The following is a 21,956-nucleotide window of genomic DNA, read 5'->3' as shown; positions in this document are numbered from 1 at the left end:
AAAATGGTCATTGATATTACCGATGAAATGTTCCGAGATACGATTCGGCAACCAGGCTTGGTTATCGTAGAATTCTGGGCGCCATGGTGTTCCTATTGCAAACTCCTCGAACCTATCTTGGAGGAATTAGACAACCAATATAACGGTGCTGTACAAATTGCAAAAATAAACGTAGAGACAGAAACAGTGATCTCCACGGAATTGAACGTATTAAGCTTGCCTGGATTATTCTTCTATAAAGACGGTTCGCTGGTTGGAACAGTAACGGGATTTGTTCCTAAAAACCAGCTGGAAGCTGCCATAAATCAATTGATCTGAAGGGCAGGTTAGAGGCTTGAAACGCCTGATTGAGAAAGATACTTATTGTGTCGATGTGCTGAATCAGATCGCATCAATACAGATACGGAAGTGCGATATGCTTAGCTTAAAGCATTTCGCACTTTATTTTTTCAGGTTAGTCGGGCGTCTTTGCGTTTCAGCAATTCAAGGTCGATTAGCTTACCGTTAATCGCAACAGCCGGAACAAATTGAATGCCGTAAGCTTTGGCTTTATCCTCAGATTCGGATGTAACCGTTGTTTTATTCAAGTCATAAACGACAACCTCACATTTGGAGCATGCTAAATCATTTACTTGTTGGACGACATCATCGCATAAATAACAATCGGCTGTAAATATTTCGACTTTAGCCATCATAAATCCCCACTTTCAGATAATTTTTTAATAATCGGACATTGATTCTTTGGAAGGTCAGATTCTTGGCGTGAAATTGCTGACTCTAACAAAGATTTAAAGTTATTTAATTGATGTATTTTTTCTTCGATTTCTTGAATTTTCACCGCAGCAAATTGGGACATTTCCTCAATCGGAAAGTAGTCCTCCTTTTTGTAAACGCATAAAAGATGTTTTATTTCTTCAAGGCTAAATCCTAGATCCTGTGCTCGTTTAATAAATTGAATGTCATCAACAGCTTCGTTAGCATACATTCTGTATCCTGAATGGGTTCTAGGAGGGGCAGATATAAGCCCTCGCCTCTCATAATATCTAACTGTTTCTATATTCACGTTAGATGCTTTTGCTACTTGGCTTACCGTTAACCTTTTCATCGTTATCCTCCTTTTCTTTATTATAAACCCTGTACCAAGGTACAGAGTCAATCTGTTATTTCTATTCATTATTGTAGGTCTTAGGGAGTTACAGTAAGCGTGATGACCATTCCAGATTCCTTATGGCCAGGGAGCGTGCAGACAGCTTTATAGATGCCTGGTTTATCAATACGAATGACATCGCTATCTTTTGATCCCGGCATAGCATGGATATGGACGTTCGCACCTTCAATTTCAAAATCATGCTCTGCTTTCCCGGTATTTGCTAATGTAACTTTTACATTTTCGTGAGCCCTGATCGTAAGATTTTGAGGTGTAAATGCAAAGTCGGTAGCTGTGATGACAAGTTCTTTTGTGTAGTTGCTATTTGACTTTTTATGATGGTGCTTTTCTGGGCTCATGTTATCCATATGGGTGGGGAGAGGGTGGGAAAAGAGAAGAGAGATAAACAAAAGAATATCAACAGCAAACATGGTTTGCGGTAAGAAGAACAACCGTGATCGTGGTTTTGAACCCAAGTCCTTAACTTCACCTATAAGCATAATGAGTAAAATAAAAATAATGCTTGCAGTGAAAACTCCTGTAATTTTAAGCGTGGGTGTAATATACGCAGCTGGTAACATTGCAATTAGCATGGCTCCCATCATTCCGCCCATAATGCCCGATAGCAAACCATCAAGTACAGCCATGGTGCTGATTGGAATCCCCGCCATAGCGCCAATAAAGCCGGCAAGTAACATACTAATCATACATGCTTGAAAAAAGTGACCAGGAAATAGTGCAGCAACGAGTGTCCCTACTCCAAGACCAATCGTCATGCCAAGACACATGGCACTCATCATTCCTACCATGCAGGTAATTCGGGATCTAAATCGGATAACAAAGGCTACGACCCAAATGGAAAGCAAGGAATATTCAGTTATAAATATTAGGGATCCGGTCATCGTATCTCCTCCTTATATAGGATACATATGGAGGGTATATGGACAATATGTACAAGTTTTCGTAAAAATATAAATGATCACAAGAGTGAAATAAACCGGATTCCCGATACCGGAAAGTTGAATTCTTTACAAAAACATTTGAAGCCAACCCATTTTTAGCTGTGTTATTTGCTCGGCTCGAACCTTAGGAATGTAATTCTTGTAGTTTCTGTGTATTCAATTTTCCTTGTTGTTGTATATGTGATTTATCGATACTGGGTATAGATTAAAAAAATAAGAAGAGGACAGCCCTAAAAGGTAAAAGGTGAGGCTGTCCTTTTCTTATCGTTACACGCGATTATTTTTTTACAACGGCATTCACTCCTAAAGCATCAAAATAAATGTTGGATATAACTTCCGCTAAAATGTCGGCAGTCCGGTAAGATTCAGCTATTGTATTTTCCACTCCACCTATTTCAACTAATGTGCTATTGGGGTTCATAGATTGGTTGTACTCACCATTGCCATTAGAGTTTTTCTGATAAATTCCTTTCGATATCCCTGGGTATTTTTCATTTAACTGATCATGAATTTTTTTCGTAAATTCAAAATTTCGTTCCCATTTAGGATTCTTTTCACCAATAACAAAATAAATTTGCGCGTAATCTTTGCCGTTAATCCTTTTTGTGGTTTTTGAACGCTTCTGTGAATCTCTGTGTATATCGAATAAATAATTGATGTTTGGATGTGAACTAAACGCTTCTTGTACGGTTTTTTTAGAGTATTTATACGAACTTGGATATTTAAAGTCTTTCACAGAAGAAGGGTAATCCTTATCAGAATGTAAGGTTGCTACTCCACGCTTTTCAAGTTTTTGCTGAATTCGTTCCCCAACAAGCGTTATGTTTTTATTCGGATCGAGTGCAAAATCAGGGTTTTTAACACCTTTTAATTCAGGTAACCAAGACTCACGATTATGGGTGTGGTAAATAAGGACAGCTTTGCCTTTTGAAGCCATTACTTCTTTACTAGGCGGTTCAGTTTGTTCTGTTAGTTGGTCGTTACTCTTTTCTGTTTCTGGAGGGGAAGAGGGTTTTGTTTTAAGTGCATCAGCGGGCGCATCGTTATTATCTAAAGGATAATCATTGTCAAATGTATTTTCTCCAACCAATAATTTTGCCGTATCATTCTGGACATCGGAGGCGTTATTAGGAACTTCCATCGAAAATAAATAATAAAAGAAAGAGTGAGAAGTATTTGAGATTAATGAATGCATACTAGCAATTGGCGTTCTAGAAACCTTACTCTGCAGTAGAATAGAGATGCCAAGAAAAATAAAAAGGGTGAATGAAAATACCGATAGAAATAAAAATATTCGTGAATTTATTGTAAGATCACGAAGAAATCGCTTAATTTTATGATGCAGGATATACCATTTCATCGGTTATACCTCCGGAGAACAATTAATATCTATTAACTATTCTATGAAGTAAGGACGATTGATAGAACCCAAAGAAAGAGCCGCTCCATTTTTGGAAGCGGTCCGATTATAATTATTTTGGCTGAGCAGGAGTCGCTACACCTACAGCTACGAGTCCTTACGCTGCTCGTTCTGCTTACGCCACCCGTATCGAGTTAGGCCCCGCGGCTTATACACCGCGAGCGTTGTGGTTACGAACAACACCAGTAGTGCGGCACCGGCGGTGACCACGAGTTGGATCTGCACGCTGAGATCACTACTAGACAATGTTGTCTCTGCTGCAACGCGTGCTAAGTAGCTAATTGGCTGCATATGTACCAGCAAGCCGATAGTGGCAAGGATGGTTAGCATTAGTTTCAACAGGATCCAATAGTGCCTGAACAAGCCTCACTTGGTACCCAGTGACAATACAAGCCCTGTTAGCAGTTATTATTTTGTCCTTATATATAGATTGTAACTTAAACCTATAAAACAAAAAAATATCACGTTTCGCTTAACTTGCTGAAATCGGTAAAATAATGCTCCATAATACTCGCTGCGGGCGTATACGGGAGTATGCTAAACTAGTCTTACCATACGATGGAAAGAGGTCTCGGCCGCTATGCATATCTATATCATCACTGGAGGCTCCAAAGGCCTCGGAGCTGCGATCGTCTCGCAGCTCCTGCAGCAAGGCGCTGCGATTCATTGCATCGCTCGCAGCGAAAATGAACGTTTGCGCCAAGAGGCGCTTCGCTCGGAAGGGTCGCTGACCTTCCACGCGTGCGACTTGGCGCAAACGGACGGCCTGGATTCGCTCCTAGAGCGAATCCTCAGCCGTGCGGGCCTCGATGAGGCGGACTCCGTCACGCTCATCAATAATGCGGGCATGCTCGAGCCGATGACGTCGATCGGCCGAGCAGCCCCTGAGGACCTGCAGCGCAGCATGCAGGTCAATCTCGTCGCGCCGATGCTGCTGACGAACAGCTTCATCCGGCAGACGCAGGCGCTGCCGGTCGTGAAGCGGGTCGTCCAGATCTCCTCCGGCGCGGGCAAGAAGCCCTATCCCGGCTGGGGGGCGTATTGCACCGCCAAAGCCGGGTTGGACATGCTGACTCGCTGCATTGGCGTCGAGCAGGAGGGGCAAGCGTACCCGGTGGAGGTATACTCCATCGCTCCGGGTGTTGTGGACACCGATATGCAGCGTGAAATTCGCGCTGCATCCGAGACGGATTTCCCGCAGGTGAGCCGATTCATCCAGCTTAAGGAGCAGGGCGATCTGCAGACGCCGGAAGCGACTGCGCAGCAGCTGCTTAGGCTGCTTCAAGCCTGCGCCTTCGCGCAGGGCGAGATCGCCGATCTAAGAACGAAAAAGCCCGAATCCTCATAACTTAGAGGATTCGGGCTTTTGCTGTCATTGAATGCTGCCTGACACTGTGGAGCCGGATGCGAGCTCCGAGGTACAGAACTTGCAGCGCGTTGCCTGCACTGGGATGTCGGACAAGCAATGCGGACATTCTTTAGTCGCGGGCGCTTTTTCTTTCGGCTCTTCCTTTTTGCGGAATTTGGATAGCTGTCTTACAACAATGAAGATAACGAAAGCGACAATAAGGAAATCAAGAAAAGTAGAGATGAAGGCCCCGTAATTGAAAGTAGCCACATTAGCTAGCTTGGCTGCCTCCCTCGTCTCATAGTGACCGCCGTCAAAAGCAATAAACATCTCATTGAAATTCACTTTTCCCATCAGTAGACCGAGCGGCGGCATAATCAAATCATTCACGATCGATGTGATGACTTTACCGAAAGCTCCCCCGATAATGACCCCAACCGCTAGATCAACCATATTTCCTTTGAATGCGAAATCTTTAAACTCTTTTAACATGGTGAACCTCCAGAAGACTTGAATTGTTAGCATTGTAGCATAACTTGAAGGTCTCTACCAAATTTACGGGGGCGACTATATCTAGCATTTTTTTACCATTTTCATAGCAAGGCGTTTTTCTTCCCTGCATTTTTGCCGGCAAACCCCTTATCGTGTTCAGTAAATTCTTTCCTGCCTTACCTTCCCGCCACTGTATCTCCAACCAATATCTCTCAACAATACCTGAACTTTCACCCGCAGAAAGCGAACATATCGAGGCCCGGCAAAATAAAATAAAGCATGATCCGAAAGCGTTATCACGGTACTAGATAAAGTTAGTACTACTCGCCATCGCAGAACGGCATACAATGTAATTAAGACCTGGTATTAAGATGTACCGTCAAATGCCTTGACGAACTGAGTTTTTAAACTCAATGCTTATGCTTACGAAGTCAGTTTTCTTACGAAAACTCTTAGGGGGATGCCGCCATGTTCAAACATCTGTTTTATATCGGTTTGCGTTTTCTTCTACCCATTCTGAGCCCGATGATTAAGGCTTGTTTCAGACTTCGCGTTAGCGGGACGGAGCATCTGGATTTTTCCAAGCATACCGTCTTGATTCCGAATCACGTTTCCTTGCTGGACGCTGTGCTGCTGGCGCTGATTTTACCTGAGGAGGTCGCGTTCGTCGTCAATACCAAAATAGCCAAGCGATTCTCCTGGATCCTGATGTTCCGGAAACATATTCCCGTTGATCCGTTAAATCCATATTCGGTCAGAAAAATGCTGAAAACCGTGCAAGCCGGAACGCCGCTCGTCGTGTTCCCTGAAGGCAGGGTGACGACAACAGGCGCGATGATGAAAGTATACGGCGGTATCGGATACATTGCTTTGAAATCGCACGCACGTATGGTGCCGGTTGCGATCAATGGCTTGGAATACTCCAAGCTTTCATACATGAAAGGCAAGCTCAAACTGATCTGGTTCCCGGCTGTCAGCATTTCGATCGGAGAGCCGTTTCAAGTGGAGATGACCGAGGGACAATCCATGCGCTTGCAAAAGGAACGGGCGACGGAATGGATCCGCACCCGCATGCAGAATTGCTTGTTCGATAGCCGGATGAAGCCGGAGCTGAATCTGTTTAATGAGCTTCTATCAGCCGCCAAGCTGCACGGTTCTTCCTTCACGATATGTGAAGACCTTATACTTCAAGCCGAACTAAGCTACAAAAAACTGCTCATCACATCCTATGTGATGGCTGCACGTCTGAATCGGGATTTACAAGGGCAGCAGCGTACAGCAATCCTCCTTCCCAACGCGGCGGCCATGGTCGTCACTCTTTTCTCCATGTTCCGCCTAGGCGTAACGCCGGCCATCTTGAATTACTCAGCGGGCAAACAAACGATGTTGGATGCCTGCGAGACAGCTTCCGTACAGACGATCATTACGTCCAAAGCTTTTGTTGAAAAAGCGGGATTGGCCGATTTTATTCAAACGGCACAAGGCCGGTATACGGTTCTCTTTTTGGAGGATGTCAAAGCAAGCATCCGGTTCGCGGACAAAATGACAGGATTCGGCCATTACTTGATTAAAGCAAAGGGGCCAGTGGGCGAAGGCAAGAACGAGATCGTTCTGTTCACCTCGGGCAGCGAAAGCAAGCCCAAAGGCGTTGTCTTAACGCACCGGAACGTCTATGCCAACATTCAACAGGCGCGGACGGTGATTGCTTTCAACTCGACCGATGTTATACTCGGCGCGATGCCGATATTCCATTCTTTCGGCTTGACGGCTGGCACGATGCTTCCGGTTCTGAGCGGGATGAAAGTCGTACTGTATCCGAATCCGCTCCATTACAAGGTCATTCCGGAGCTGGTATATGACAGGAATATAACGATTCTGTTCGGCACATCGACATTCCTTTCGGCTTATGCCCGGACCGCTCATCCGTATGATTACGCTTATTCGCTCCGCTATGTGGTCGCCGGTGCCGAGAAGCTGAAGGAAGAAGTCCGCCAAATCTGGATGGATAAGTTCGGCATCCGCATCCTTGAAGGTTACGGAACGACGGAAACCGCGCCGGTCATTTCGTTGAACACGCCGATCCATATGAAAAAAGGTTCCGTCGGCCGCATCCTCCCGGGCATGGAATACCGCATCGAGACCGTAGAAGGCATTGAACACGGAGGGAACCTGCTCGTGAAAGGCCCTAACGTGATGCAAGGCTATTTGATCCACGAAAAAGGCTTTGTCCCTTGTCCGGAATGGTACAGCTGCGGAGACGTCGTGCATATGGATGAGCAGGGTTTTATCACGATTCAGGGGAGGCTGCAGTCTTTTGCCAAGATAGGCGGGGAGAAAGTATCTCTGCCTATGGTGGAGGAACTGGTCGCATCCGCCATGTCCCAGGCTTTATGCGCTGCCGTAAGTGTGCCGGATCCGAAAAAAGGCGAACGGATCGTCATTTATCACAATGACCCCAACGCCCATATTCAGCATGTGAAAGAATTCATGAAGCAGCAGGGCCATTCTCCCATCTACATGCCGTCAGAACTTAGATATGTCGAGAAATTGCCGCTGCTCGGAAGCGGAAAAATCGATTATGTTTCGATCAAAAAAATGGCGCAGCAAGATGCCGGGCTATAAAAAGGAGAGTTCCCCCCAATGAAATTGAAGCCGCTGCAAACGCTGTACTCTACTCAGTTTTTATCTGCATTCGCCGATAATATGATCCTTTTTATCACGCTCGCCATTATTGAGCAGAAAGCTCTGCCTGGTTTCTACATTGGCGTTGTGCAAGCCTCCTTTTTATTCGCTTATGTGGTCTTGGCCCCCTTGGTAGGAGCGTTCGCGGATAAACATTCGAAGGCCGGGGTGCTGCTCGTGGGCAATGCCATCAAGGCGATTGGAATCTTGGCTTTATTCTTCAACCTTGACCCGGCGGTAAGCTATGGGATTGTTGGAATTGGAGCCGCTGTGTACTCCCCGGCCAAATATGGCATCCTGCCTTCGCTAACTCGCTCGGAAACAGATCTGCTGCGTGCGAATGCCCGCATTGAGGGCTATACGATCTTGGCGATTTTGACGGGTTCCGTATGCGGAGGGTTCTTAGCCAAATTGTCGTTAACCGGATCGATCGCGGTATGTCTGGCTCTGTATTTGATTTCTTTGGCGATGACGTTCATGATTCCTAGAATCCCGGGTAATCCGGTTATTCAATATGCAAGAGAAGCCAAGGCGTTCGCTTCCGATCTACTCGTCCTTATGAGAGACCGTTCTACCCGATATTCGCTCGTTGGCACCGGTTCCTTCTGGATGGCATCGTCCGTCGTTCGGCTGGCCATCATCGCATGGGTCCCGGCGCATTTAGGGATACACGCCGTCGATCAAATTTCTATGCTGGTGGCCGTCACAGGAATCGGCATTATGATCGGCGCACTCATGACGCCTAAGCTGATTCCCGCGCGAAAATATTATAATTCCTACGTGTTCGGCATCATCATGATAGTTTCGATTCTGTTGTTTACACTCATATCGAATCTGTATCTCACGATTGCGCTTTTGCTGCTCGTCGGTTTCAGCGGCGGCGTATTCATTGTACCGATGAATTCCGTACTTCAGGACAAGGGCCAACGGATGATCGGGGCAGGCAAAACGATCGCCGTCCAAAACTTCATAGAAAATACATTAATGCTGATCGGTGTCGGCACGTATACGCAGATTTCCAAATCGGGTATTTCAGCAGATCTGTCAATTACAGGGATAGCTGCGATATTGGCTGCATTTGTGGCTTATCTCATGGTTCAACGCAAACAGTTAAAAACCGTTTAACCCTATCTTCAAGCTCGAAAAGCGGGGCTCTCCGGATGCAGATCCGGTGCCCCTCGAATTACGTCATTCTGGCTGCGGACGACTTTGTAGGCGTTACAGGATACCGTATCGTCGCAGGAGGCAAAGTCTTAGCTTCAACAAGCGAATACGAGAAGAAAGTTACACTCTCAGATTTAGAAGTAAATACAAATTATACATTTATGGTAGAGGCCGGTGACGCATCCGGTAATTGGAGTACGAGCGGTCCAAGTGTAACGGTGCATACGAGTATGAATCAAGAGTAGCCGATAGAAATACAAAAAGTATTTGCCGGAGTCCGCTTATGCGAGGCTTTGGCAAATACTTTTTTAGTTGAGATTACTTCAATGAACCGAGCTTCTTTTCAAGCTCAATCTCTTCCATTACAGTTACCAATGCGCTGATTAAAGCTTCGTGGTCCTCAGGCGTTCCTACCGAAATCCGGATATGTTCGGGAAGATTCCATCCACCGCCGAAGCGGACGATGATCCCTTTACTCATCAACTTCTCGTAGATTCTTTTGGCGTCGGGACCGAGTTCGACGAGAACGAAATTACTCATGCTTCGCGTGAAGCGTATCCCAAGCTGCTGCAGCTGTTTATACAGCTGTTCTCGGCCCTGTGCGTTCATTTCTCGGGTAGCTTCAAGATGAGCGTCATCGGCCAATGCTGCAATGGCGCCGACCTGCGCCAAAGCATTAACGTTGAACGGTTCCTTCACTTGACGGATCGTGTGAATAATGCCGGGAGCCGCCACGCCATAACCAACACGAATGCCGGCAAGCCCGTATATTTTGGAAAAAGTTTGCGTTACCATGATGGGATAACCCATACGGACAAACTCCAATCCGTCCGAGTAATCATCTGCGGTAACAAAATGACTATACGCGCCGTCAAAGATCACAAGAATGCGTGATGGTAGTTCTTTTAGCAACCGCTGCAAATGGTTTCGGGTCATATAAGTGCCTGTCGGATTGTTCGGCGAGCAGATGTAAAGCAGCTTGGTTCTCTCGGTAACGGCAGCCAGTATGTCATCCACATCATAAACATATCCTTCCTGCAGGGGAACGGGGACGACTTTCGTGCCCATGAGATTGGCGCCAAACTCATATTCGCTAAAGGTTGGAGACGGCACGATAATTTCATCCTCCGGTTCCAGAAATGTCTCCGATAGAAGCGTGATAAGTTCGTCGGCGCCATTCGTCACGATGAGATGATCGGGAGTCACGCCCAGCTTATTTGCCAGAGCAAGCCTTAGATCTACCGTGTCCGCATCCGGATAACGATGGATTTCGCCCAGGTAGGCCTGAATCGCGGCCACTGCTTGGGCGGATGGCCCCAAAGGATTCTCGTTGGAGGCCAGTTTCGTCACTCTCTCAATGCCATACTCTCGCTCTACTTCCCAGATCGGTTTGCCTGGCGAGTAGGGCTTCATTTGCTTTAAAGCTTGACGCGGCCGGATCGGCTGGATGTTGTCGGACATCATAGAGTACACTCCTTTAATCATTATACTTCAATGCGATAATTAAATAATATATTAACGCGTTAATTTAGTAAAGTAAAATAGCATGCATTTAACTATTGCATCATATGGATGCATAGTATAATAGATTTATATAAGGAATCCGGCAAAGGGAAGGGATCTCAAAGCATGCTCAGGAAAAAGAGGTTTGGCATTCGCTTAAAGATTATGCTCGGCTATCTGTTCATCATTTTATGTTTGATGATTTCATTTATTCTAATCAACAAACAGGTTGCATCTATTCAAAAAGATAGAAATTATATTGTCGAACATGATTTGGCCGTTCATGAAGAGACCAATCGAATTGAGAAATTGATTATGGATATGGAAAGCGCGCAGTGGGGCTACTTACTTACCGGAGACGTTACTTATCTTGAACCTTACAAGAACAGCGAACTCAAATGGAGAGAATCGTACAATGAACTGAGTCTGCTCATTTCCGATAACCCCGGTCAGTTGAGAAATCTTACAGCGATTAAGGCGTCTATCGAGCATTGGATCATGGAGGTTGGAGATCCTTCCATTTTGATGAAAAAGAAGAATTTGTCCGGCGCTCTCACAGAGACGTATCAGGTAGATCCCGGAAAAGATGATATCGAAGAAATTCGTTCTCAATTCGCAACGTTTCGTAAGTTAGAAAAGGGCTTGACCAAGCAAAGGTCCGAGCAGCTTGATGCTCAACATCAGAGACTTAGTACATCCTTAATCATTATGCTGTCGATCGTTTCTGTTTTCTCGCTTGCGATAGCCTTACTGATTTCTCAATCGATTGTCGGTACGATGAGACAAGTGAACAAAACGATTATCAAGCTGGCCTCATCAAAAGGTGAGATGTCTCATCGCATCCGTGTAAATGTGAATGATGAAGTGAAGGACCTTGCCGATGCCACCAATATTTTGCTCGAGAGCCATCAGGAAATTCAATGGCAGCAGAAAAGGTTAACGGAAGTTATCAGTATGCTGCAGGGGATCTCTAATCTGGAGACGTTAGGCAAAACTTTTATTACCAAGGCGGCAGATTTATTCGGAGCTTCTTATGGCGTATTTTACTTGCGTAATCAAGAGAATAACAGATACATGGTGAAATTGGCTTCGTATGCAGCCATGGGGGATTCGGATGAAATAGGGGTATTTAAGTTTCGGGTCGGCGAAGGCCTGGTCGGCCAGAGTGCCGCAGCGAAACGGATGTATCATTTGACCAAAGTGCCGGACAATTACATATCTATTGCTTCAGGACTGGGAAATACGAATCCGCGCAGCATTTTGATCGTTCCGGTGGAATACAACAATGAAGCCATTGCCGTGATGGAGCTGGCTACTTTGGATGTCTTTACACCTCTGCATATGGATTTGCTGAAGGAAATCCTCGAAGTTCTTGGCACCATTATTCATAGTGTGCAGACGCGTGTCGAGGTAGAGCGGCTCCTGCGAGAATCGCAGATGCTGACCGAAGAACTGCAGACACAAGCTGAAGAGCTTCAAACCCAACAAGAGGAGCTGCGAATCACCAACGAGCAATTGGAAGAGCAGAACCGCTATGCGGAAGAGAAATCGAAGGAACTTGAGCACATTAAAGTATCGCTCGAAGAGTATGCCAAGCAGCTTCAGCAAAGCTCACAATACAAATCCGAGTTCATGGCCAATATGTCCCATGAGCTTCGTACGCCGCTTAACAGCGTATTGATTTTATCGCAAATGCTCGCGGAAAACGGAAGGGGCACGCTAACGAAGGAAGAACAAGAGTATGCGGGGGTCATTCATAGTGCCGGTAATGATCTTTTGCTGCTGATTAACGATATTCTGGACTTGTCGAAAGTTGAAGCGGGCAAGTTGGAGATTCATATTGACAGCATGAATTTAAATGAGCTTCCGGACGTACTCAAGAGTCAGTTTGGGAAGATCGCAGAACAAAGAAATATAGGCTTCATCATAAAGCAGGATTCATCGGTTCCGGACACTTTTTATACGGATGAGCAGCGCTTCTACCAAATCATGAAGAATTTGCTCTCCAATGCCTTTAAATTTACGCACGAAGGTTCCGTCCAGCTTGAGCTGACGATGTGCGAGCCTGAAAAGGCCGCTGCTCTGCTTCCGGCGATTAGCCATAGGCAAGTTCTTGCCGTATCCGTGCGTGATACAGGTATCGGGATCCCTAAGGACAAACAGGAATTGATCTTTGAGCCGTTCCGTCAGGCGGATGGTACCACGAACCGCAAGTATGGCGGGACCGGCTTGGGGCTTTCCATTTGCAGAGAGCTGGCCGGGCTGCTAGGAGGCTGTCTGACGATGGAAAGCGTTGAAGGGTTAGGAAGCACTTTTACACTCTATATTCCAACACTGGATAAGGAAATCAGCAAATTCGTATCGTTTCGAAAGGAAGCGGCAGCCGCCTATTCTGCGGCTCTGTATGGTTCAGACCATTTGGAACAAGTGCAAGCTATGCCGGATAGTTCCGGTGAGCCGAACGCTTTTAAAGGCAAAAAGGTACTCGTTGTCGATGACGATGTGAGAAATGTGTTTACGTTAAGCAATGCATTGGAAAATGAAGGAATAACTGTCATTGCCGCGCACGATGGTCAGGAATGCCTGGAAATTTTAGCGGAAGATCCTGAGGTGGATTTGATTCTTATGGATATTATGATGCCTGTGATGGACGGTTATGAGGCGATGCGGGCGATAAGAAAAGATGCACGCTATGAGCACATGCCTATCATTGCCTTAACCGCAAAAGCGATGAAACAGGATCGGGAAATCTGTCTGGAAGCTGGAGCTTCAGATTATATTAGTAAACCTCTCAGCCTAAGCCAACTGTTTTCATTGATGCGAGTATGGCTAACTAAATAAGGGAAGGCGATGCGATGCTGAATTCACCCGGCCCGGAATTTTCAGAAGAATTTGAAGATACGGCGGAAACGGAACGGGAAGCACTAGAAGTCGATCTTTTGCTCGAAGGTATATATCGGCTTTATGGGTATGATTTCCGTAATTATATGAGAACGTCGATCCGCCGTCGGATTCAGAACCGAATGAAGCTTGAGAAGTTGCCATCGATTACGGCTCTGTTGGAGAGAGCGCTCCACGACGAACGGGTCGCGCAGCGTTTAATGAAGGATTTTTCGATCAATGTGACGGAGATGTACCGGGATCCCAGCTTTTTTCGCGCGTTCCGCACCGTGGTGGTGCCTAGCTTAAGGGAACTGCCCGCTATTCGAGTTTGGCATGCAGGTTGTTCAACGGGAGAAGAAGTATTGTCGATGGCCATTCTGCTTGAAGAAGAGGGGCTGCTGCATAAGACGCGCATCTTCGCTACGGATATGAATGCAACTGTTATCGAAAAAGCCAGAACACGAGCTTACCCGTTGTCCCGTATGCAGACTTATACGAAGAACTACCTGCAGGCAGGAGGAAGCCGTGAATTTTCAGCCTACTATACAACGAACGATGAGCATGCCTTTTTTGCTTCGGCCCTTATGCAGAACGTCACATTTTTTCAACATAATCTCGTTACGGATCGTTCATTTAACGAATTTCATGTGATTCTTTGCCGCAATGTGCTGATCTACTTCAACGTGACCTTGCAGAATCGGGCGCATGAACTGTTTCATGAAAGTCTTAGCGTTGGAGGATTTCTGGGATTAGGCAGCAAGGAGTCGTTAACCTTTGTCGATTGCTTTGGGCATTATGAGGTTGTTGATCAGGTCGAAAAGCTGTACCGCAAAAGAAAAACGCAGGAAAACAGCCCACTTCACATATGAAGGGGCTGTTCTTTTATTGATGGGGGACTAAGTTAGAGATCGCTTGCGGGGAGGTAGAAGAGGCTATGAAGGGCAACTAGACGATAGGAGCGCCATGTGTCACAGCGGGGATTTGTGGTTGTGTTCTTTTCTCAAAGGCGAGAATGGCGCCGTACCACGAATAGACGAGGAAAGATAAGGCGAAGAGGTACTTGGTGACAGGCCCGTAGGGTAAGAACATGAAGAATAAGAAGACGAGGTTCATGATCGCTGGCCATTTGGTCAGCAACTTGGCTCGCAGCATGGAGATGCTCATGAGCAGTGCACCGAGCAGAAGCATCGGATATGCGACTGCCATCAGCATAGAGCCGGGCCCATCGCTCATTTGCACTTTCAAGACGGCGTCTGAAGCGGCTTTCAACTGCTCCTCGGTTTGGATGTCGGCGAACAGAACGGGATAGTCGAAAATTTGAATGGCCGCATGGGTCAGATCCACCATGTATGCGAAGAAGATAAAGCCGTAGCTAATCCAGCCCCACCATTTTAAAGCATGAGCTTGACGCAAATATAAGCCAGCCAACCCCATTAAAAGCATCGTAATGCCGATGTATAAGGCGATGTGCGTCCAGACGGCGACATCCACAAAGTAGGACATTTCCTCCATGCCTGCTGGAATATCCTCGAGGTGGACGGCCTGCACAATGCCGATGATGACGCCGGCTAACAGCAGCATCCAGCCGCTGAAACGCAAGAATGATTGTGGTACAGTGATCAAAACTTGACACTTCCTTTCGCTTTTTGAAATGAACTTGATGTTCCTGATGATAGTTTCCCAGGCGTCCCGCCCACAAGGGCGTTATTCCCGAGCTGCCCGGGAAATTCTTATATCGCAAGATTCCCGATCAGTCGGGAACGGGAGCATGATATACTGTTGGAAACATGTACAATTCGAAGGGACGTAAGAACATGGATCGAATCCGGAGCAGGGGCTTGCATCGGTCGCTGAACGTTGCTGTTCACCTCGCTTGGTGGCTGGCAGCCATTTTATCCGTTTATGTATCGATATTCAGTCATTGGTACGGCATTGGCGCTTACAACGTTCCTTGCAGCGGTGACGGATGCGTTAGCTATTTTCAATTGAATGCGGAACAATTCGCCCAGATCGGCAAGCTTGGATTGACCCCCGAACTATTCGGCGGACTAACGGTTATTTTGCTGGCCATACAGAATTTATCTTCGTGGGCCGTAGGTTTTCTGCTGTACCGTTATGGGTGGAAAGACATTTACTGCGTAACAGCATCTCTGCTGCTTATCGTGACAGGGACGATATTCAGTACGGACGACATGCTGTTTGATGATGCTTCGCTGCTCAAAACTGGCTTCATAATTTTGAACACGTTCGGTTCCATGTATATCTTCTTTTTGTTCTTATTTCCATACGGCAAATTTGTCCCGCGATGGACGATGATTCCTGCTTTAGTTTGGGTACTTATAATGGTTACAAGCATTCTGCTCCCTGTATTTCCATTCTTGAATTCGGGGCTGTGGCCGCCTTTAATCAGAAATGCATACATGCTGACTATGCACGGACTAGTTGTCGCCGCGCAGTTTGTTCGATATTTTCAAACCGCTTCCGTAGAGCAGCGCCGACAAATCCAGTGGTTTGCTTGGGGAATGGCATGTTACAGCGTTGGGGGCGTTTTCGGGGCTCTGGAGCCAGTTGTGGACAATGGGATTACGCGATTGATTTGCCAATGCATTATGTATTCAGGTCTGCTGTTTATGCCGTTTTCCATTGGTATTGTGGTGCTGGAAACGAGGCTTCGCCATATGTCGATCGCTTTTAACCGTACGTTGGTTTATATCGTGCTCAGTACGATGACCGTCTTGTTTTATGCCATGATCGTCGGAATTTGCGGCGTCATGCTGCAAGGCAAAGTGAACATGGTCATTGCATTGCTCGCTACCGGCTTAGTTGCGGTCATGTTCCACCCCTTGCGGGAAAAGGTGCAAAAAGCGGTTAACCATCTTGTTTACGGCGAACGAGACGATCCTTATAAAGTGCTTTCCGGATTAACGGAGCGGCTCGAAAGTGCTTTGACGCAGCGATCCTTGCTCTCATCCATCGTGGAAAATGCCGCACATGCGCTTAGGCTGCCTTATGTGGCAATTGAAGCTCAGACGGAGCGGGGAACGGAGAAATTAGCCTCCTATGGCGATAACAAGTACGCCGCTGGGCAGGTAAGCAGCATCCCCTTAAACGTACAGGGCGAACCCGTGGGCAAGCTTATCCTCGGTATCGATGATCTGCACGGGGCGCTGCCGCCCGATAAGCGTCATCTCCTTGACGATCTCATTCGTCAAGTCAGCATTGCTGTTCAAGCGGAGCGCCTGACCAGCGAGCTGCACCGTTCGCGCGAGCGGCTCGTCACCGCGCGGGAGGAAGAGCGGCGGAGATTGCGGCGCGATCTCCATGACGGTCTCGGCTCCGGCCTGGCGAGCATGATGCTTCGTCTCGACGAAGCCTTGCTCCTGCACGAGGCGGAGCCGGATAAGTCGCGGCTTGCACTAGAGCTCGTGCAAGCCCAAATGCGGGCGGCGATCGCCGATATCCGCCGCCTGGTCTACGCGCTTCGTCCGCCTGCGCTGGACGAATTCGGTCTCGCCTTCGCCATGCAGGAGCTGGCGATGCAGCTCGAGGACCCATCCATGCGCGTGACGCTGGATGGGTTTGATCGCGGGCTGCAGCTGCACGCGGCTGCAGAGGTGGCCCTCTACCGTATCGCGCAGGAGGCATTGACGAACGCCGTTCGTCATGCCGGTGCCAGCGAGTGCGTCATACGGCTGCGTGCAGAGGGGGATCTGCTGCACGTGGACATAACCGATAACGGCTGCGGCTTGCCGCAGCAGCCGAAGCCCGGCATCGGCATCCGCTCGATGCGGGAAAGAGCGGAAGAGCTGGGCGGAACGTTCGTCATTCGTTCCGAGCCCGGCCAAGGTACGCAAATATCGATTCAATTACCTGTCCTGGAGGGAGGAGACAGCCATGCTGGAAGCGGAGAAGCTGAGAATCTTGCTGGTTGACGACCATCCGATGTTTCGCGAGGGTCTGCTTTCCACGCTGCAGTCCGTTGCGGAATTTGAAGTGGTCGGCGTTGCTGAGGACGGTGAGGAAGCCGTTCGGCTCGCGGAAATCGTACAGCCGGATATCATACTCATGGATGTGAGCATGCCGGGCATGAATGGCATTGAAGCCACGCGTGAGATCGTTCGCACAAGTCCGCATATCGGCATTCTCATGCTGACGATGTTTGATGATGATACCTCTGTATTTTCTGCGATGCGCGCCGGGGCAAGAGGCTATATGCTAAAGGGAGCACACAAGACAGAAATCGTACGGGCAATCACCGTGGTGGGCAGCGGCGAGGCCATATTCAGCGCCTCTATTGCCCGAAAGATGATGTATTACTTTGACACCTTAACAAGCAAGCCGTCCGCCAGCCCTATTTTCCCTAAGCTCACAGATCGGGAGCGGGAAGTGTTGGAGCTGATCACTAGGGGAGCTTCCAATGCCGATATCGCCCGCAAACTAGGCTTAACACTCAAGACAGTGCGTAATCATGTCTCTAATATATTAAATAAGCTTCAGGTTGTAGACCGCGCTCAAGCCATTATGCTTGCCCGTGAAGCAGGACTTGGCGGAGACTGACCCCTGATTAAATGCGAAAGAGCCCTTCGCTCTTCCTTATCGGAAGAGCAAGGGCTCTTTTTTCAACGATCAATTACTTCTTCAGATCCAAACGCACGTCGCGGCCATCGTCTTGTACCGACAATGTTTTGCCTGCAGCTTTCAGAGAGTTGGCGTAGCTTACCCATGCATCGAGCATAATCGCACCGTCTTTCCAGTCTTTCACTTCTCCAAACACGGTGAAGCCGTCACCGCTGCCGGTTGCCATGAAATCGTTTGTCGTTACTTTGAATGTGCGGCTTGTGTTGAATTTGCCGTCTACATAAACCGGAGTACCGTCGACAAGCGTAATTTTGGAATATCTTTGACCATCAGGTTTCGTTGCATCCCACTCCACTTTCAAACCGGAGAATTGAATGGCAGGAAGCTTGGAGTATTTATCAGTGACTTCCAGAGCTTTCTTAACTTGTTCAGCCGTCATCGTTCCTGTTACGTTATAGTTCCCGAAAGGAAGAACTTCAAACATTTTGCCGTAAGTCAAATCGCCTTTGTCCAGGTCGGCGCGAATACCGCCGATGTTCGTGAAAGCGATATCCGATTTTTCTGAAGCGCGCATAGCATCGGTAATGCTGTTTCCGAGCTGGGAAGTACCGTCGCGATCGACCCCGCCGTTTGTCGCGAAACGGAATGACTTGCGAGTCTGCGGCTCTGCAACGACAACTTCAACTTCGTTGGCTTTTACGGAAATTTTAGATTGATAGTCCTTAACGGTTTTTTGAACTTCTTCATCTGCTGTAGTCAAGTTGGTGTAAGTTTCAAGCAGACTAGCATTGGAGGAAACGACTTTCTTCGTATTTTTGTCTACAAATAATTGAATATGGCCAACCGCGTATAGCCAGCTTTGAGCTTCCACGACAGGAATGCCGTTCACAATACCGGATACGCGCATATGAGAATGACCGCCAACGATCGCGTCCAGCGTACCGTTTCCTGTGCCGTTTGCTAGATCAGCCAGCTCGCTCATAATTTCTTGGGATTTTTGATTTTGTTCGCCAGGCAGGTGAGACGTAACCATAATGATGTCTGCACCCTTAGCACGCAGCTCAGCCGATAGATCTTTGGCCAAAGGAATCGGATCTGTGAAACTGAGTCCTTCAATATTCGTTGATTTGGTTGTTGTTGTAGTTTGTGGAGTTGCGAAGCCGATAATACCGATTTTTAATCCGTCTTTTTCAACGATGACGTAAGGCTGCGTCCAATCAACGCGTTTACCTGTTTTGTCTTCGATAATGTTCGCGCCGAGAATCGGGAACTTGGCATTTTTAATGTTGTTGATGAGCACATCACGACCGAAATCAAATTCGTGGTTGCCGATAGCAGCCGCATCGTATTCAACCTCAGCCATCGTATCTATCACAGATTGACCGTTGGTTGTATTGGAAATGAGCGTACCTTGCCATGCGTCGCCACCGTCCACGACGACAGTTCCTTTCGGGTTCACCGCGCGGAAATCGTTCACAATACCGCCCAGCGTCTCCATACCGCCTTGGCCTTGATTACGTTTCTTATCGAAACCGACTTCGATTTTTCCGTGAATATCGTTCGTTGTCAAAATATCTACTACTTTAAAAAGGATAGGCTTAAGAGCTTTCGCCGCTTCGTCGCGAGTCACTTCCGCTGTTGGATTGAAATTACCATCCAAGGTTGGAGCAAAGATACCGCTAATAACCGCATAAGCTACATATGGACGGGATTCTTTGGCAATTAAGCTGTTATCTTTAAAATAGTTCAGTACATTCTCATTCACTTTCGGCAATTGGCCGCCAGTAACGGTTTTAACAACCAATTCGGCAAGCTCTTGGCGTGTCACGGGAGCATTCGGATGGAATGTGCCATCTGCAAAACCGCTAATGAGCTTAGCTGCAACGGCGTTGGCTACCGCTTGTTTTTGCCAGCTAGCCAAGTCAGTGAACGTAACGGATCCAAGGTCAGCATCTTTCAATTTAGCCGCGCGGTTAATCATGGTAACTACTTCAGCGCGAGTAGCGGCATTAGCGCCGCGATAATCGGTGTCGCCATATCCTTCAACAGCACCGTTATCAATAGCAAGCTGCATATCGGACTTCAATTTAACGGAGGTAGCGGGAACTGACGTTTCGGCAAATGCGAGGCTGCTACCGAAGGAACTGGTAAGAACAGTTACAAGAGCTAAAGCGGTAAGGCGAGTCTTGAGTGTTTTTTTCATAGTGTTTCAAATTTCCTCCCTTATATAAATAGAACGTTGGTAAATTAAATCCCAACTTTTAGTATAAGGGAGATTGATAGAGTTTGAGAAGTTAAGAAATTATTTATTAGTAGAAACAACAAAAAAAGCCACTAACTTTCCAAAAAGTTAAGTGGCTCTTCGATCGGTATAAACTTCAAAATGATAGATCGTATTACGTGTAAGCACTCGAAAATCGGGACCATCTCGATCTATAGCTTGAACTCTGGTTGTTTTAAAAGGTACATATTTATCAATTCCTGATAGAATCATCGGGCATCCGATCTCGGTCGGCTTCATCTCACGAAAGGTCTGCCCTTGAATCTCGTCAAAATCGAATCGTTCGGAACGATGTTTGGGTGTAATTCCATCTACTTCGTAAATTTGCAGAAGCTTTAACACTCTCATTCATAAAACCTCCTTAGACTGACATTTCTTCTTACACCAGTATACCTCTTCTTTCAGCTAATAGCGAAATCTTTCAACCTAATAAATACGATCAATATCCTAGCTCTTCCTCTTCTTTTTCGATACAATTGAGAGAGTAATTATGGGAGGTATGTACATATGGCAGTTTTGAAAATGGAGCATGTCGGCGTCATGGTCGCCAATCTTGAAGCTTCGATCCGATTTTATGAAGAAGTTATCGGTCTTAAACACAAAGGAACACTGATCCACACGAACGGCGTGATTCGATTAGGTTTTCTGGGGTTTGATGTAAATGGGGAAACGGAAGTCGAGCTGATTGAAGGCTACAATGCCGGACTGCCGCAAGAAGGCAAGGTTCACCATCTGGCATTTACCGTGGATGATGCGGAAGCGGAATTCGCCAGAATCAAAGGGCTTCAAGTAGAACAGCTAGATGCTGAGATTACAACATTGCCTAATGGTTCGAGATATTTCTTTTTTAATGGATTAGACGGGGAGCGCATCGAATTCTTTCAATCTACTCGTTGATTGGTTATAAGAACATGGTATATCGCGGCATCTTTTGCTAGAATTGATGATTCTAGTGCACAAGGTGCCTTTTTTTATGCGAAAATCCAAGTCTGTTTCGACTGGCCGTTACATATATAGATGTAGAAACAATCAAAACAGTTGGAATTGTAGAACATTTTTAAAAGAGTTGAAATTACTTTCGGATCGTGGTACATTATTTCTCGTTGCCTCGAAAGCAGACATGATTACTAGAAAAAGCGGTCGAGCAGCAAAATGTTACGATGTGATCTCAAAATTAAACGACTAAAACTTCCAAGAAAAAACAGCTTGCAATTGATGTCGAAACTGTGGTACATTGTAAGTCCGGCCGCGAGAGCGAGTCGGAAAACGAAAGAAATTGTTCTTTGAAAACTGAACAACGAGTGAAGAAGCACGGTCGAGAAATCGACTCTAAACTTTAAGAGATTAACAATCTCGTCAGCTTTAAATGAGCTATTCAGATTCATCCTTTTTGGAGAGTTTGATCCTGGCTCAGGACGAACGCTGGCGGCGTGCCTAATACATGCAAGTCGAGCGGTCCCTTCGGGGATAGCGGCGGACGGGTGAGTAACACGTAG

At 46.8% G+C, this 21,956-nt stretch carries 19 protein-coding genes, 1 rRNA gene and 1 pseudogene; 12 read left to right on the top strand and 9 right to left on the bottom strand.

Translation table 11 applies throughout. The features are described from left to right. Positions 1 to 3: 3 nt before the first annotated feature. Both trxA and ICC18_RS33965 read left to right on the top strand, forming a co-directional pair. Positions 4 to 318, top strand: a complete 315-nt coding sequence (trxA, locus tag ICC18_RS23760) for a thioredoxin (protein WP_188176951.1) — start codon at positions 4 to 6, stop codon at positions 316 to 318. Further along, positions 317 to 400 (top strand): annotated as a pseudogene (locus ICC18_RS33965) (metal-sensing transcriptional repressor); the annotation flags it as partial. The gene trxA and the pseudogene ICC18_RS33965, both read left to right, overlap by 2 nt. A gap of 49 nt (positions 401 to 449) precedes the next feature. Here ICC18_RS33965 and ICC18_RS23750 read toward each other — a convergent pair. The 4 genes from ICC18_RS23750 to spoIIP form a co-directional block, all read right to left on the bottom strand. After that, complete coding sequence (locus ICC18_RS23750) at positions 450 to 695, bottom strand: thioredoxin domain-containing protein (protein ID WP_223192816.1); 246 nt, start codon at positions 693 to 695, stop codon at positions 450 to 452. Beyond that, positions 692 to 1,105, bottom strand: a complete 414-nt coding sequence (locus ICC18_RS23745; protein WP_188176949.1) for a MerR family transcriptional regulator — start codon at positions 1,103 to 1,105, stop codon at positions 692 to 694. The genes ICC18_RS23750 and ICC18_RS23745 overlap by 4 nt, the downstream gene beginning before the upstream one ends. A gap of 80 nt (positions 1,106 to 1,185) precedes the next feature. Then, positions 1,186 to 2,049: a cupredoxin domain-containing protein gene (locus ICC18_RS23740; protein WP_188176948.1), complete on the bottom strand. Its 864-nt coding sequence runs from the start codon at positions 2,047 to 2,049 to the stop codon at positions 1,186 to 1,188. Between the two features lie 337 nt (positions 2,050 to 2,386). Further along, positions 2,387 to 3,469: a stage II sporulation protein P gene (gene spoIIP, locus ICC18_RS23735; protein WP_188176947.1), complete on the bottom strand. Its 1,083-nt coding sequence runs from the start codon at positions 3,467 to 3,469 to the stop codon at positions 2,387 to 2,389. A 640-nt stretch (positions 3,470 to 4,109) separates the two neighbouring features. On the opposite strand from spoIIP, the gene ICC18_RS23730 reads away from it, so the two are divergent. Beyond that, the gene (locus ICC18_RS23730) at positions 4,110 to 4,877 is read left to right on the top strand and encodes a (S)-benzoin forming benzil reductase (RefSeq protein WP_188176946.1); all 768 of its coding nucleotides are present in this window, start codon (positions 4,110 to 4,112) and stop codon (positions 4,875 to 4,877) included. A gap of 24 nt (positions 4,878 to 4,901) precedes the next feature. Here the strand turns inward: ICC18_RS23730 and mscL are convergent, their stop codons facing one another. Continuing rightward, entirely contained in the window at positions 4,902 to 5,369 is a 468-nt protein-coding gene (gene mscL, locus ICC18_RS23725; RefSeq protein ID WP_188176945.1) for a large conductance mechanosensitive channel protein MscL, read from the bottom strand. Between the two features lie 468 nt (positions 5,370 to 5,837). Between mscL and ICC18_RS23720 the strand changes: the two genes are divergently transcribed. From ICC18_RS23720 to ICC18_RS23710, 3 genes are read left to right on the top strand one after another with little or no spacing between them, the layout of a single operon-like run. Beyond that, on the top strand, positions 5,838 to 7,991 hold the full coding sequence (locus tag ICC18_RS23720) for an AMP-binding protein (protein WP_188176944.1): 2,154 nt from the start codon (positions 5,838 to 5,840) through the stop codon (positions 7,989 to 7,991). Between the two features lie 18 nt (positions 7,992 to 8,009). Then, a complete protein-coding gene (gene lplT / locus ICC18_RS23715) occupies positions 8,010 to 9,176 on the top strand; it encodes a lysophospholipid transporter LplT (protein WP_188176943.1) in 1,167 nt (388 codons plus the stop codon). A 35-nt stretch (positions 9,177 to 9,211) separates the two neighbouring features. Next, positions 9,212 to 9,460 (top strand): hypothetical protein, encoded by a 249-nt coding sequence (locus ICC18_RS23710; protein ID WP_188176942.1) that lies wholly within the window; start codon positions 9,212 to 9,214, stop codon positions 9,458 to 9,460. Between the two features lie 73 nt (positions 9,461 to 9,533). Here the strand turns inward: ICC18_RS23710 and hisC are convergent, their stop codons facing one another. Next, positions 9,534 to 10,679, bottom strand: coding sequence for a histidinol-phosphate transaminase (hisC, locus tag ICC18_RS23705; protein WP_223192815.1), 1,146 nt, complete (start codon positions 10,677 to 10,679; stop codon positions 9,534 to 9,536). A 165-nt stretch (positions 10,680 to 10,844) separates the two neighbouring features. On the opposite strand from hisC, the gene ICC18_RS23700 reads away from it, so the two are divergent. After that, the gene (locus tag ICC18_RS23700; protein WP_188176941.1) at positions 10,845 to 13,559 is read left to right on the top strand and encodes a CHASE3 domain-containing protein; all 2,715 of its coding nucleotides are present in this window, start codon (positions 10,845 to 10,847) and stop codon (positions 13,557 to 13,559) included. Positions 13,560 to 13,573: 14 nt separating this feature from the next. Continuing rightward, on the top strand, positions 13,574 to 14,470 hold the full coding sequence (locus tag ICC18_RS23695; RefSeq protein ID WP_188176940.1) for a CheR family methyltransferase: 897 nt from the start codon (positions 13,574 to 13,576) through the stop codon (positions 14,468 to 14,470). Between the two features lie 76 nt (positions 14,471 to 14,546). Here the strand turns inward: ICC18_RS23695 and ICC18_RS23690 are convergent, their stop codons facing one another. Next, positions 14,547 to 15,224, bottom strand: a complete 678-nt coding sequence (locus ICC18_RS23690) for a hypothetical protein (RefSeq protein WP_188176939.1) — start codon at positions 15,222 to 15,224, stop codon at positions 14,547 to 14,549. A gap of 191 nt (positions 15,225 to 15,415) precedes the next feature. On the opposite strand from ICC18_RS23690, the gene ICC18_RS23685 reads away from it, so the two are divergent. Beyond that, complete coding sequence (locus ICC18_RS23685; protein ID WP_188176938.1) at positions 15,416 to 17,533, top strand: sensor histidine kinase; 2,118 nt, start codon at positions 15,416 to 15,418, stop codon at positions 17,531 to 17,533. Further along, complete coding sequence (locus tag ICC18_RS23680) at positions 17,496 to 18,158, top strand: response regulator (RefSeq protein ID WP_188176937.1); 663 nt, start codon at positions 17,496 to 17,498, stop codon at positions 18,156 to 18,158. The genes ICC18_RS23685 and ICC18_RS23680 overlap by 38 nt, the downstream gene beginning before the upstream one ends. Positions 18,159 to 18,231: 73 nt before the next feature. Here the strand turns inward: ICC18_RS23680 and ICC18_RS23675 are convergent, their stop codons facing one another. Both ICC18_RS23675 and ICC18_RS23670 read right to left on the bottom strand, forming a co-directional pair. Continuing rightward, complete coding sequence (locus ICC18_RS23675) at positions 18,232 to 20,382, bottom strand: 5'-nucleotidase C-terminal domain-containing protein (protein ID WP_188176936.1); 2,151 nt, start codon at positions 20,380 to 20,382, stop codon at positions 18,232 to 18,234. A gap of 147 nt (positions 20,383 to 20,529) precedes the next feature. Continuing rightward, complete coding sequence (locus ICC18_RS23670) at positions 20,530 to 20,808, bottom strand: hypothetical protein (protein ID WP_188176935.1); 279 nt, start codon at positions 20,806 to 20,808, stop codon at positions 20,530 to 20,532. A gap of 159 nt (positions 20,809 to 20,967) precedes the next feature. Here ICC18_RS23670 and ICC18_RS23665 point away from each other — a divergent pair, with 159 nt between their 5' ends. Continuing rightward, positions 20,968 to 21,357: a VOC family protein gene (locus tag ICC18_RS23665; protein ID WP_188176934.1), complete on the top strand. Its 390-nt coding sequence runs from the start codon at positions 20,968 to 20,970 to the stop codon at positions 21,355 to 21,357. A gap of 490 nt (positions 21,358 to 21,847) precedes the next feature. Continuing rightward, positions 21,848 to 21,956: ribosomal RNA gene (locus tag ICC18_RS23660) — 16S ribosomal RNA — on the top strand; the annotation flags it as partial.

The sequence above is a fragment of the Paenibacillus sedimenti genome (genome assembly GCF_014534655.1).
Taxonomy (GTDB): domain Bacteria; phylum Bacillota; class Bacilli; order Paenibacillales; family NBRC-103111; genus Paenibacillus_E; species Paenibacillus_E sedimenti.
The sequence above is the reverse complement of the archived record's forward strand: the minus strand, read 5'-3'. Positions and strand labels throughout refer to the sequence as shown.